This window comes from Kitasatospora sp. NPDC057015, assembly GCF_042673745.1.
Classification (GTDB): Bacteria; Actinomycetota; Actinomycetes; order Streptomycetales; family Streptomycetaceae; genus Kitasatospora.
This window is the reverse complement of record NZ_JBHUSG010000014.1, coordinates 49,584-61,713: the sequence shown is the minus strand read 5'-3', so window position 1 is coordinate 61,713 and position 12,130 is coordinate 49,584. Positions and strand designations below refer to the sequence as shown.

The 12,130-nt window shown below is 72.7% G+C and carries 9 protein-coding genes and 1 tRNA gene; 8 read left to right on the top strand and 2 right to left on the bottom strand.

Features of this window, described 5'->3' with window-relative positions; translation table 11 throughout:
- Nucleotides 1-11 precede the first annotated feature (11 nt).
- The 4 genes from ACFTWP_RS16305 to ACFTWP_RS16290 all read left to right on the top strand — a co-directional run bounded on the left by ACFTWP_RS16305 (nt 12) and on the right by ACFTWP_RS16290 (nt 3,316).
- Entirely contained in the window at nt 12-1,160 is a 1,149-nt protein-coding gene (locus ACFTWP_RS16305; RefSeq protein WP_380265196.1) for an NAD-dependent epimerase/dehydratase family protein, read from the top strand.
- Between the two features lie 121 nt (nt 1,161-1,281).
- The gene (locus ACFTWP_RS16300) at nt 1,282-1,722 is read left to right on the top strand and encodes a molybdenum cofactor biosynthesis protein MoaE (RefSeq protein WP_380265195.1); all 441 of its coding nucleotides are present in this window, start codon (nt 1,282-1,284) and stop codon (nt 1,720-1,722) included.
- A 274-nt stretch (nt 1,723-1,996) separates the two neighbouring features.
- Entirely contained in the window at nt 1,997-2,191 is a 195-nt protein-coding gene (locus ACFTWP_RS16295; RefSeq protein ID WP_380265194.1) for a hypothetical protein, read from the top strand.
- A 42-nt stretch (nt 2,192-2,233) separates the two neighbouring features.
- Entirely contained in the window at nt 2,234-3,316 is a 1,083-nt protein-coding gene (locus tag ACFTWP_RS16290) for a PDZ domain-containing protein (RefSeq protein ID WP_380265192.1), read from the top strand.
- A gap of 139 nt (nt 3,317-3,455) precedes the next feature.
- Here ACFTWP_RS16290 and ACFTWP_RS16285 read toward each other — a convergent pair whose 3' ends face one another.
- Complete coding sequence (locus tag ACFTWP_RS16285; protein WP_380265191.1) at nt 3,456-4,019, bottom strand: PPA1309 family protein; 564 nt, start codon at nt 4,017-4,019, stop codon at nt 3,456-3,458.
- A gap of 205 nt (nt 4,020-4,224) precedes the next feature.
- Here ACFTWP_RS16285 and ACFTWP_RS16280 point away from each other — a divergent pair, with 205 nt between their 5' ends.
- From ACFTWP_RS16280 to ACFTWP_RS16270, 3 genes are all read left to right on the top strand, one after another.
- On the top strand, nt 4,225-7,203 hold the full coding sequence (locus tag ACFTWP_RS16280; RefSeq protein WP_380265295.1) for a UPF0182 family protein: 2,979 nt from the start codon (nt 4,225-4,227) through the stop codon (nt 7,201-7,203).
- 96 nt (nt 7,204-7,299) lie between these two features.
- Nucleotides 7,300-7,373: transfer RNA gene (locus tag ACFTWP_RS16275), tRNA-Met, on the top strand.
- Between the two features lie 504 nt (nt 7,374-7,877).
- Nucleotides 7,878-9,866, top strand: coding sequence for a tetratricopeptide repeat protein (locus tag ACFTWP_RS16270; protein WP_380265190.1), 1,989 nt, complete (start codon nt 7,878-7,880; stop codon nt 9,864-9,866).
- 190 nt (nt 9,867-10,056) lie between these two features.
- Here ACFTWP_RS16270 and ACFTWP_RS16265 read toward each other — a convergent pair whose 3' ends face one another.
- Nucleotides 10,057-10,467: a Fur family transcriptional regulator gene (locus ACFTWP_RS16265; RefSeq protein WP_380265189.1), complete on the bottom strand. Its 411-nt coding sequence runs from the start codon at nt 10,465-10,467 to the stop codon at nt 10,057-10,059.
- A gap of 125 nt (nt 10,468-10,592) precedes the next feature.
- Between ACFTWP_RS16265 and ACFTWP_RS16260 the strand changes: the two genes are divergently transcribed.
- Nucleotides 10,593-12,071 (top strand): catalase, encoded by a 1,479-nt coding sequence (locus ACFTWP_RS16260; RefSeq protein ID WP_380265188.1) that lies wholly within the window; start codon nt 10,593-10,595, stop codon nt 12,069-12,071.
- Nucleotides 12,072-12,130: the final 59 nt, after the last annotated feature.

Genomic DNA, 12,130 nt, shown 5'->3' with positions numbered 1-12,130 from the left:
GAGGATGGCCGGTGAGTTCCCCGCCTTCGGACGTTCGCTCTGGGCTGACCGGAGGCGAGGACGACCCACGTACCACGGTGTCGCCGCCTCCAGCCTACGGCGGCAAGCCGCTGACCGTGGCCGTCACCGGTGCCGCCGGTGTGCTCGGTGAACGGGTCGCGGCCCGGCTGGTGGCCTCCGCCGGCGTCCGCAAGGTCCTGGCCATCGACGACCGGCGGGGCGAGGTGCCCGGCGTGCAGTGGCGCGTCCTGGACGTCCGCGACCCGGCGGTGGCCGAGCGGCTGGCCGGGGTCGACGTGGTGGTCCACCTCGCGATGGACCTGGGCATGGAGACCGACCCGCGCGCCCGGAGCGCGTACAACGTGCGGGGCGCGCAGACGGTGCTGACCGCCTCCGCTGCGGCCGGCGTGAGCCGGGTGGTGCTCTGCACCTCCGCGATGGTCTACGGGGCGCTCCCCGACAACGAGGTGCCGCTCGCCGAGGACTCCGAGCTGCGGGCCACCGAGGAGGCCACGCTGGTCGGCGACCTGCTGGAGATCGAGCGCCTGGCCCGCCGCGCCCCGCGCGCCCACCCCGGCCTGCAGGTCACCGTGCTGCGCCCGGCCGTGGTGGTCGGCCCCGGTGTGGACACCGTGCTGACCAGGCACTTCGAGGCGCCCAGGCTGCTGGTCGTGGCTGGCTCGCGGCCGTGCTGGCAGTTCTGCCACGTGGACGACCTGGCGGCGGCGCTGGAGTACGCCGCGCTCGGCCTGGTCGAGGGCGAGGTGACGGTCGGCTGCGACGGCTGGCTGGAGCAGGAGGACGTCGAGAGGCTCTCCGGCATCCGGCGGATGGAGCTGCCCGCCGCCCTGGCGCTCGGCACCGCCGCGCGGCTGCACCGGCTGGGCCTGACCCCGGCCCCGGCCGGTGACCTCGCCTACACGATGTACCCCTGGGTGGTGTCCGGCAGCCGGCTGCACGAGGCGGGCTGGCGCCCGGCCCACTCCAACGAGCAGGTGCTGGCCGAGCTGCTCGCGCAGGTCTCCGGCAAGCACGCGGTGGCCGGCCGCCGGCTGGGCGGCAAGGAGGCCGCCACCAGCCTGGGTGCGGCCGGTGCGACGGTGGCCCTGGTCGGGACGGCGGCGCTGGTGCGCCGGGCCCGCAAGCGGCGCCGCTTCTGAGGCACCGCGCCGTCCGTCGGGCGGTAGGCCCGAACCCCTTTCTTCTCACGATGCGAAATTTCGCAATCGTGATGCGGAAGCCCCTTGCCCGGGGCCGCCCGGGATGAGGAATCATGGGGGCATGTCCGAGAACCACGACCCCATCCGCCTGCTCGCGATCCGCGAGACCCCGCTCTCCCTCGACGAGGTGTACGAGGCGGTCGGCGACGACGCGGCCGGCGGGACCACCGTCTTCGTCGGGACGGTCCGCGACCACGACGGCGGCAAGTCGGTCGCGGCGCTGGAGTACAGCTGCCACCCGACCGCCGAGCAGGAGATGCGCCGGATCGCCGAGAAGATCGTCGCGGACTTCCCGGTCCGCGCGCTCGCCGCGGTGCACCGGATCGGCCGGCTGGAGATCACCGACAAGGCCGTGATCGTCGCCGTCTCCTGCGCCCACCGCGGCGAGGCCTTCGCGGCGGCCCGCCGGCTGATCGACGACCTCAAGCACGAGGTGCCGATCTGGAAGCACCAGGTCTTCTCCGACGGCGAGGAGGAGTGGGTCGGCGCCGGCTCCTGCTGAGCGCCCGTCCCACCCGGGCGTCCGGTGCGCCCCGACGCCTCGTCCGCTCGTCCGCGGGCGCGTCCCGGGGCGGCCCGCGCCGTGTTCGGCGGAGGACGGCCGGCCCCCGGCCGGGGGCCCCGTCACCCGTTCGGTGGCAGCCGGGCCGGTGGTCCTGAGCTCCCCCGCGCCGTCCCTGGACGGGTTGTCCGCACCGTAACCCGGATGGCGCCACGCACGTTGTTCGTGTGGGTGGTTAATCTGCTCATAGACACGACGAGCTGGGAGTTCGGATATGGGTGCGCTCGCCTGGTTGATCATCCCCGCGGTCGCCGCGGTACTCGCCTCGCTCTGGGCGCTCTGGGCGGCCCGGGCCCCCAAATCCGCCGGTGATCCGGCCTCGCTGGCCGAACACCAGCGCTTCCTGGCGGCCATGGAACGCTCCACGGCGGGGCCCGGCACGGCCTCCACGGACGGGCTGGGCCGGTAGCCCGGGGGGCGCCCGGCCACCGGCGTCCCGTACTGTCGAGCCATGCCACGCCGCTCTGCGACGATGCTCGCCGCCACCCTGCTGCTGATAGCCCTGCTCTGCGTCTCCGTCCTGATGAAGGTGCCGTACACGGAGATGAGCCCGGGGCCGACGTACAACACGCTCGGCGTGCAGGACAAGACGGGCCGCCCGGTGATCACCATCACCGGCCACGAGTCGTTCCCGACCACCGGTCACCTCAACATGACGACCGTCCAGGTGACCGGCGCGAAGTACGAGCCGAGCCTGGTCTCGGCGGTGGTCGGGTGGCTGCGCGGCGACGTCCTGGTGGTGCCGCACGAGAACGTGTACCCGCCGGGGCAGACCGACAAGGAGGCCCAGCAGCAGAACGCCGAGGAGTTCGCCTCCTCCGAGGACAGCGCCAAGACGGCGGCGCTGAACCAGCTCGGCATCCCGATGGGCAGCGAGGTGATCGTCGCCTCGGTGGTGGCCGGCGGCCCCTCGGACGGCAAGCTGCACGCGGGCGACCGGATCGTCGCGGTGGACGGCACCGCGGTGACCGCCGACGACCAGGTGGCCAAGCTGGTCACCAAGCACCAGCCGGGCGAGAACACGGTCTTCACCGTCGTGCCGCGCGGCAAGGACGCCGCGGCGCCGGACCAGGGCAAGCCGACCGACGTCACCATCACCACGGCCAAGGCCTCCGACGGTGACCGGGCGATCGTCGGGATCGGCCCCGACACCAAGCACACCTACCCGTTCCAGATCGACATCGGCCTGCAGGACGTCGGCGGGCCGAGCGCCGGGCTGATGTTCTCGCTCGGGATCATCGACAAGCTGACCCCGGAGGACCTGACCGCGGGCAAGTTCGTGGCGGGCACCGGGACGATCACCGACGACGGCAAGGTCGGGCCGATCGGCGGCATCGCGATGAAGCTGATCGCGGCCCGGGACGCCGGCGCGCAGTACTTCTTCACCCCCGCCGACAACTGCGCCGAGGCCGCCGGGGCGACCCCGAGCGGGCTCACCCTGATCAAGGCGGAGACCCTGGACGGCGCGCTGAAGTCGCTGGAGCAGGTGCGTTCCGGGCAGACCTCGGCGCTGCCGTCCTGCGGCAAGGGCTGAGACAGGGCTGACGCGCGGGCTCGGGCAAGGGCCGGGGCCGCGGCGGGGCCGGGGCACGGCCGGCACAGGGCCTGAGCCGCCCGCCCCCGGCCCCGCCGCGACCGGGTGGGCCGGCGGGAGGGCCGGGGGCGGCCGCGGGTCAGGCGAAGGTCGCGAGCAGCGCGTCCGTCAGTCCGGGCACCAGGTCGGGGCCGGTGAGCACCTCGCGCGCGACGTCCTTGGAGCGCAGCCGCAGCGCCGTCTCGCGCTTGCCGTCGCGCAGCACGGCGGCGGTGATCCGCACCTCCTCGCGCTTGGGGTGGTTCGCCACCCACTCGGCCAGCTGGGCCTCGGTGGCGTTCTTCGGACGGCTCTGCTCGGCGCCCGGCGGGAGCATCAGCCGCTCGACCACCAGCGCGCAGCCGGCGATCATGTCGGGCCAGGCGATCGTCCCGAGGAACTTGTCCAGTTCCATGCCGGCCGGGAGCTCGTCCTGCTCGATCGGGGTGAGGCCGGGCTCGTCGGAGTCCGCCAGGCCGAGCTGCCTGGCCAGCTTGGGGTCGGCCTTGCGCAGCTGGGCGCTGTCCACCAGGGCGAACAGGCGGGCCGGGAGGTCCCAGCCGAGGGTGGCGGCGTACTCGTCGATCTCCAGCGCGGCCCGGGTCAGCGGGGTGGCGGCGGGGAGGCTGGAGACGTCGGACGGGATGTTGGAGGCATCGGACATGTCTCAATCCTCACACGAGGCGGCGGGCCCGGGCGCCCGCCGGCCCGCGACCCCGAGCCGTCTCCCGCCGCGGCCCCGTCCGCGTGCCCGGAACCGGTACCGAACCGACAGCAAAGCCTGGGAACTCAGGTAAAGACTGATTAAGTTGCATGGAGGACCGAACGATTCGAGACGACACAGCCGAGGTGCCACCGTGGTGTTCCAGATGCCCGACCGCTCAGGACCGGGCTTCCGGCCGAGAGTCGGCCCACCCTCACGGCGCACCCGGGTGCTCCTGCTGACGGTGGGCGTGCTCGCGGTGATGTTCCTGCTGTTCGTCATGTTCGCCGGGTTCTGGACGGACTGGCTCTGGTTCAAGTCCGTCAGCTACTCCTCGGTCTTCACCACCCAGCTGTGGACCAAGGTCGGGCTGTTCGCCGTGGTGGGCCTGCTGGTGGCCCTCTTCGTCGGCACCAACCTCTGGCTGGCCCACCGCCTGCGTCCGCCGCTGTCCGCGATGTCGGTCGAGCAGCAGAGCCTGGACCGCTACCGGTCCGGCATCGCCCCGTACAAGCGCTGGGTGCTGATCGGCGTCTCGCTGGTGATCGGCCTGATCGCCGGCGCCGCCGCCTCCGGCCAGTGGCGGACCTGGCTGCTGTTCACCAACGGCACCTCCTTCGGGGTCAAGGACAGCCAGTTCAACCTGGACGTCTCCTTCTACGCCTTCGAGCTGCCGTTTTACGAGTTCATGCTCGGCTTCGCCTTCAGCGCGGTGATCGTCGCGCTGCTGGCCTCCGTCCTGGTGCACTACCTCTACGGCGGTCTGCGGCTGCAGGGCCCGGGCCGGCGGGCGAGCGTCGGCGCGCAGGGGCACCTGGCCGTCCTGCTCGGCGTCTTCGTCCTGCTGAAGGCGGTGGCGTACTGGCTGGACCGGTACGCGCTGGCGGTCAAGACCGGCTCCTACAAGGGCGTGGACGGCTGGACGGGCCTGCGGTACGTCGACGCCAACGCCTTCCTGCCGGCCAAGACGATCCTGTTCTTCGTGGCGATCATCTGCGCCGTGCTGTTCTTCCTGACGCCGCTGCGCCGCACCTGGGTGCCGGCCCTGATCGGCTTCGGGCTGATGGCGCTCTCGGCGGTGCTGATCGGCGGGGTCTACCCGGCGATCGTGCAGCAGTTCCAGGTCAAGCCGAACGAGCAGGCCAAGGAGACGCCGTACATCCAGAAGAACATCGACGCCACCCGGCAGGCGTACGGCATCGCGAGCAGCCAGACGCAGCCGTACACGCCGCAGGCGACCACCACCGCCGACGCCCTCAAGCCGGACGCCCAGACCATCGCGGACATCCGGCTGCTGGACCCGAACGTGGTCTCGCCGACCTTCCAGTCGATCGAGCAGCAGCGCTCCTACTACGCCTTCCCGAGCACCCTGGACGTGGACCGCTACGGCAACGGCGCCTCCGCCCAGGACACCGTGATCGGCCTGCGGGAGCTCGACCTGAGCGGCGTCCAGGGCGACAAGCGCAACTGGATCAACGACCACTTCAAGTTCACCCACGGCTACGGCGCGGTCGCGGCCAAGGGCAACCAGGTCAACGACAAGGGCCAGCCGGTCTTCACCGAGTCCAGCCTGCCGGCCACCGGTTCGCTGGGCGACTACCAGCAGCGGATCTACTACGGCGAGAAGACGGGCACGTACTCGATCGTCGGCGGCGCCAACCAGGAGATCGACTACACCACCGACAGCGGTGACAAGCTCTACCAGTACACCGGGGGCAGCGGAGTCTCGCTGAACAACCCGTTCACCCGGGCCGCGTACGCGGTGAAGTTCGCCGAGCCGCAGATCCTCTACGCGGGCGCCATCACCGACGGCGCCAAGGTGATCTACGACCGGACCCCCAAGGAGCGGGTGGAGAAGGTCGCGCCCTGGCTCTCCATCGACGCCGACCCGTACCCCGTGGTGCAGGACGGCAAGCTGGTCTGGGTGCTGGACGGCTACACCACCTCGGACGGCTACCCGTTCGCCTCGAAGACCACCCTGGGTGCGGTCACCAAGGACTCGCTGACCAACCAGCGCGGCGAGCTGCTGACCGCGGCCAACAAGGTCAACTACATCCGCAACTCGGTCAAGGCCACCGTGGACGCGTACACCGGCGAGGTGACGCTCTACCAGTGGGACGACGCCGACCCGGTGCTGAAGACCTGGATGAAGGCCTTCCCGGACACGGTCAAGCCGCGGACGGACATCCCCGCCACCCTGATGCCGCACCTGCGCTACCCGCAGGACATGTTCAAGGTGCAGCGCGAGCTGCTCGGCCAGTACCACGTGACGGACGCCGGCTCGTTCTTCAACGGCACCGACATCTGGCAGATCCCGGTCGACCCGACCAGTGACACCAAGCAGGTCCAGCCGCCGTACTACCTGACCGTCCGGATGCCCGACCCCGCGGTGACCGCGGCCAGCTTCTCGCTGACCACCACCTTCGTGCCCAGCGGGCGGGAGAACCTGGCGGCCTTCATGGCGGTCAGCGCCGACCCGGGCCCGGAGTACGGGAAGATCCGCATCCTCAAGGTGCCGGGCGACAGCAAGACGCTCGGGCCGAACCTGGTGCAGTCCCAGTTCAACTCCCGCCCGGAGGTCGCCAACCAGCTGACGCTGCTGAAGAGCGGCGGCGACTCCCAGCTGGAGTACGGCAACCTGCTCACCCTGCCGGTCGGCGGCGGCCTGCTCAACGTGGAGCCGGTGTACGTCAAGGGCCGCGGCGCCAAGTACCCGGTGCTGCAGAAGGTGCTCGCGGTGTACGGCAACGACAACGTGGCCTTCGAGAACACCCTGGAGGAGGCGCTGAAGAAGGTCTTCGCCGGCGTCTCCACCGGGACGGCCCCGACCACGCCCACCACCCCGACCACGCCCACCACGCCCACCACGCCCACGACGCCGACGACGCCGACGAACCCGACCACGCCGCCGTCCGCCGGGAGCAGCGACCCGGTGGTGCAGAAGGCGCTGCAGGACGCCCAGAAGGCGATCACCGACAGTCAGGAGGCCCTCAAGGCCGGTGACTGGGTCAAGTACGGCCAGGCCCAGAAGGCCCTGCAGGACGCGGTGACCGCGGCCATCGCGGCCGAGCAGAAGGCCGCGGGTTCCACCCCGGCGGCCTCGCCCGCTCCGGCCGCCACGCCCTCGCCGGGGGCCACCCCGTAGGGCGCCGCCACGGCACGGGGCCGTGCATCGCGCCTGGCAGTCCGTCCGGCGCGGTGCACGGCCCCCTTCGTGATCGTGCTAGAGTTCAGTTACCGACGCGGGGTGGAGCAGCTCGGTAGCTCGCTGGGCTCATAACCCAGAGGTCGCAGGTTCAAATCCTGTCCCCGCTACAAAGGCCGAAGGCCCGGAGGATCTTTCCTCCGGGCCTTCGGTGTTGTGCGCCCGGTTGGGTGCCGGCCCGGGGTGTCCCGGGCCGACCGCCGCCCCGCTGACGGGGGCCTTCGGTACTATCGAGCGTTGCTCGCCGGTCCGGACCACTCGGCCGGACGGGGGAGTCGACCGGGTGTCGCCAAGGGTGTCGACCGCGGCCGGCCTCCGGGTCGGACCGTCCGCCCGGACGGTGGGGGCTCGTCATCAGGGGGTGGGTGGGGGTTTGTGAGGTCGAAGTGTCGGGAAATCGACAAAGCACTGAAGCAATCCCCGCCGGCTTCGGCCCGCTCCACCAAAATTGGCCGGGGCAGGTGTACGCGGGTTGCGGGTGATGCGACGATGGAACACACAGGGGACGGAGCGAGGCCGTTGACGGGCCGTCCGGTCCGGCGCGCCCCCTGGGGGTCCCCCCGGCCGGAGGCTGGGGGAGGATGCCGCGACACTCTGGGGGAGCGGGAGTCGGCATGAAGCTGATCGGAAAGAACGGACCAGGGAACAAGCCCGTCACGACCGAACCGGACACCGAGGGCTGGGCGCAGAGCCCCGACCCCGAGGCGGCGGACGGCCTCCCGGGCGCCCTGCCGGCCCAGCGCACCAGCGGCCTGGCGGATCGCCGGCCGCCGGCCGGCTACGGCCCGGACAGCCTCGTGCACGTCTCCGCCCAGCAGTTCGCCGCCGGCATCGGCCCCTACACCGGCCGGCCGGCCGACGCACCCGGCGGTGAGGACCCGGACCAGGACGGCGGCGGGCTCGACGGCGCCACCTTCGAGCGCGCCCTCGCCGCCCGCGAGCAGGCCGCGCTGGAGAGCCGGCACCGCCAGGCCGCCGACGACGGCGACACCGACGCCGCCAGCCGGCTCGGCGCCCTGCTGCTGCGCCGCGGGGAGCTGGAGGACGCCGAGCCGTACCTGCGCGCGGCCGCCGCCGCCGGGCTGCGGGCCGCCGCCAACAACCTCGGCGTGCTGCTGCACCAGCAGGGCCACCGGGCCGAGGCCGCCCAGTGGTGGCGCCAGGCCGCCGTGGCCGGCAGCGCGCCCGCCGCGCACGCCCTCGGCCTGCAACTGCGCGACCAGGGCGAGGAGGAGGCGGCCGAGTACTGGCTGCACTTCGCCGCCGACCACGGGCACCCGCTGGGGGCCTACGCGCTGGGGGACCTGATGGAGCACCGGCGCGACGTGCGCGCCGAGCGCTGGTTCAGGGTGTCCGCCGACGCCGGCCACCGCGAGGCCGCCTACCGCCTCGCCCGGATGCGCGAGGCGGCCGGGGACAAGGACACCGCCGAGACCTGGTACCGCACCGCCGCCGCCCGCAGCCACGCCCGCGCCTCGCTGCGTCTGGGCGTGCTGCTGGAGGAGCGCGCCCAGGGCGATCCCGCACTGATGGAGGAGGCGGCCCGCTGGTACCGGCAGTCCGCGCAGAACGGCGAGGCCAGGGCGGCCTGTGCGCTGGGCTTCCTGATGCGCGACTCGGGCGACCTCACGGCCGCCGCCGAGTGGTGGCAGGAGGCGGCCGAGGCCGGCGACGGCAACGCGGCCAACGCGCTCGGCGCGCTGCACGCGGGCCGCGGCGAGGCCGTCACCGCCGAGCACTGGTACCGGGTGGCACTGGAGGCCGGCGACCAGAACGGCGCCTTCAACCTCGGCCTGCTCTGCGCCGGCGCCGGCCGCGACCAGCAGGCCGAGCAGTGGTACCGGCGGGCGGCCTACGCCGGGCACCGGGAGGCCTGCAACGCGCTGGCCGTCGTCCTGCTGCAGCGCGGCGACGAGTCCGGCGCCGAGCCGTGGTTCTCCAAGGCCGCCGAGGCGGGCAGCGTCGACGGCGCCTTCAACCTCGGTGTGCTGCACGCCGGGCGCGGGGAGCAGCAGCAGGCGCACGAGTGGTACGCGCGCGCCGCAGCCGAGGGGCACGGCGAGGCCGCCCTCCAGCTGGCCGTGGTCCAGGAGCAGCGGGGCAACCTGCCGGGCGCCCTGGAGCGCTACCGCCAGGCGGCCGGCGGCGGTTCGGCGGAGGGGGCCTTCCGGCTCGCCTCGCTGCTCGACCGGCGCGGGGACGCCGACACCGAGGCCGAGCACTGGTACGCCGTCGCGGCCGACGCGGGCCACCGCCGGGCGCAGGTCCGGATGGGCGTGCGGGCCGCCGAGCGCGGCGCGCTGGAGATCGCGGAGAGCTGGTACCGCCGGGCGGCGGAGGCCGGCAGCCGCAGTGCCGCCTTCAACCTGGGCCTGCTGCTGGCCCGGCAGGACAGCGAGGCCGAGGCGATGCTCTGGTACACCAGGGCGGCGGACGCCGGGCACGGCCGGGCCGCGCTGCGGCTGGCACTGCTCGCCCTGCGCCGCGGGGAGCCGGTGCAGGCGGAGAACTGGTGCCGCCGGGCGGCGGACTACGGTCCGGCCGAGGTGGCGGAGCGGGCGGGCCGGCTGCTGGGCGCGCTGCACGCCGAGCTCAGCGCCTGAGGCGGCGGCGGGGCGGCCCGGGGGCGGTTCGGCCCTGCGTCGGGCCGGCCGGGAGGCGGTGCCGCGGCGCGGCCGGTGCGGGCCGGCGGGAGGTCGGTGCGGGTCCGGCCGGTGGGGTCGGGCACCGGCCGGTGGGGGTGCCCGTCGGGCCGGTGGGCCGCGATGGCGGGGGCGCCGGTCGTGCGACCGGCTAGCGACAGTCGGGGCAGAGCCCGCGGTAGGTGACCTCGGCGCCCGAGACGGTGAAGCCGAAGCGCTGGTCGGCGGGGAGCGCGGCCACCGGGTCGCCCAGCGGGTGGACGTCGCGGATCGCGCCGCAGCCCGAGCAGACCAGGTGCTGGTGCGCGTGGTGGGCGTTGGGGTCGTACCGCTTGGCGCGCCCGTCGGTGGCGACCTCCATCACCTCGCCGAGGCTCACGAGTTCGCCGAGCGTGTTGTAGACGGTGGCCCTGCTGATCTCGGGCAGCCGTGAGACGGCGCGGGCGTGCACCTCGTCGGCGGTGAGGTGGACGTGGTCGCCGTCGAGCACCTCGGCCACGACCCGCCGCTGTGCGGTCAGGCGCCAGCCGCGCATCCGGAGTCGTTCCAGCAGGTCACTCATGGGGGCAAGGGTAGCAAGGGCCCCCAGGCTTCGGAATACGTCCGAACTTGGTTCCAGTGTTGACTTAGACAAAGTCCAAGCTAGGCTGAAGCCCGTCACGACCGGATAACGCGGAGGTCTCCCCGATGACTGCCCAGGACGAGCTGCGGCCCACGCTGACCACGGAGGCGGGCGCGCCCGTAGCCGACAACCAGAACACCGAGACCGCGGGCATAGGCGGCCCGGCCCTGATCCAGGACCAGCTGCTCTTCGAGAAGCTCGCGCACTTCAACCGCGAGCGCATCCCGGAGCGCGTGGTGCACGCCCGCGGCGCCGCCGCCTACGGCACCTTCACGGTGACCGGCGACGTGACCGCCTACACCCGGGCGAAGTTCCTGTCCGAGCAGGGCAAGGAGACCGAGACCTTCCTGCGCTTCTCCACCGTCGCGGGCAACCTCGGCTCGGCGGACGCCGTCCGCGACCCGCGCGGCTTCGCGCTGAAGTTCTACACCGAGGACGGCAACTACGACCTCGTCGGGAACAACACCCCGGTGTTCTTCATCAAGGACGCCATCAAGTTCCCGGACTTCATCCACACCCAGAAGCGCGACCCCTACACCGGTTCGCAGGAGGCCGACAACGTCTGGGACTTCTGGGGCCTGTCGCCCGAGGCGACCCACCAGGTGACCTGGCTCTTCGGCGACCGCGGCATCCCGGCCTCGTACCGCCACCTGGACGGCTTCGGCTCGCACACCTACCAGTGGCAGAACGAGGCCGGCGAGTACTTCTGGGTGAAGTACCACTTCAAGACCGACCAGGGCATCAAGAACCTCACCAGCGAGGAGGCGGCCGTCCTCGCGGGCACCGACCCCGACTCGCACCAGCGCGACCTGCGCGAGTCGATCGAGCGCGGCGAGTTCCCGAGCTGGACGGTCAGCGTCCAGATCATGCCGGCCGCCGACGCGGCGACCTACCGCTTCAACCCCTTCGACCTGACCAAGGTCTGGCCGCACGCGGACTACCCGCTGGTCGAGTTCGGCAAGCTGGAGCTCAACCGCAACCCCGACAACGTCTTCGCCGAGGTCGAGCAGTCGATCTTCTCGCCGTCGCACTTCGTGCCCGGCATCGGCCCGTCCCCGGACAAGATGCTCCAGGGCCGCCTGTTCGCCTACGCGGACGCCCACCGCTACCGCGTCGGCGTCAACGCCGACCACCTGCCGGTGAACCGTCCGCACGCCGCCGAGGCGCGGACCAACAGCCGCGACGGCTACCTCTACGACGGCCGCCACGGCCGTCAGAAGAACTACGAGCCGAACAGCTTCGGCGGCCCGGTCGAGACCGGCCGTCCGCTCTGGGCCGCGATCCCGGTCACCGGCGTCACCGGCAACACCGAGGCGCCCTCGCACAGCGAGGACGACGACTTCGTCCAGGCGGGCAACCTCTACCGGCTGATCGGCGAGGACGAGAAGGTCCGCCTGATCGCCAACCTGGCCGGCTTCATCGCCAACGTCTCCGCCGACCGCGACGACATCGTCGAGCGGGCGATCGAGAACTTCCGCCGGGCCGACGCCGACTACGGCCGGCGCCTGGAGGCGGCCGTCCGCGAGCTGCGCAAGCAGCAGTAACGGCCCCACGAACAGCGGGCCCCGGGACCAGTTGCCACCACACTGGCCCGGGGCCCGCA

Coding starts and splice junctions, on each gene's coding strand:
- ACFTWP_RS16290 (WP_380265192.1), top strand. CDS start 2,234: ATGCCACGCCGCTCTGCGACGATGCTCGCCGCCACCCTGCTGCTGATA.
- ACFTWP_RS16260 (WP_380265188.1), top strand. CDS start 10,593: ATGACTGCCCAGGACGAGCTGCGGCCCACGCTGACCACGGAGGCGGGC.
- ACFTWP_RS16285 (WP_380265191.1), bottom strand. CDS start 4,019: ATGTCCGATGCCTCCAACATCCCGTCCGACGTCTCCAGCCTCCCCGCC.
- ACFTWP_RS16295 (WP_380265194.1), top strand. CDS start 1,997: ATGGGTGCGCTCGCCTGGTTGATCATCCCCGCGGTCGCCGCGGTACTC.
- ACFTWP_RS16300 (WP_380265195.1), top strand. CDS start 1,282: ATGTCCGAGAACCACGACCCCATCCGCCTGCTCGCGATCCGCGAGACC.
- ACFTWP_RS16265 (WP_380265189.1), bottom strand. CDS start 10,467: ATGAGTGACCTGCTGGAACGACTCCGGATGCGCGGCTGGCGCCTGACC.
- ACFTWP_RS16270 (WP_380265190.1), top strand. CDS start 7,878: ATGAAGCTGATCGGAAAGAACGGACCAGGGAACAAGCCCGTCACGACC.
- ACFTWP_RS16280 (WP_380265295.1), top strand. CDS start 4,225: ATGCCCGACCGCTCAGGACCGGGCTTCCGGCCGAGAGTCGGCCCACCC.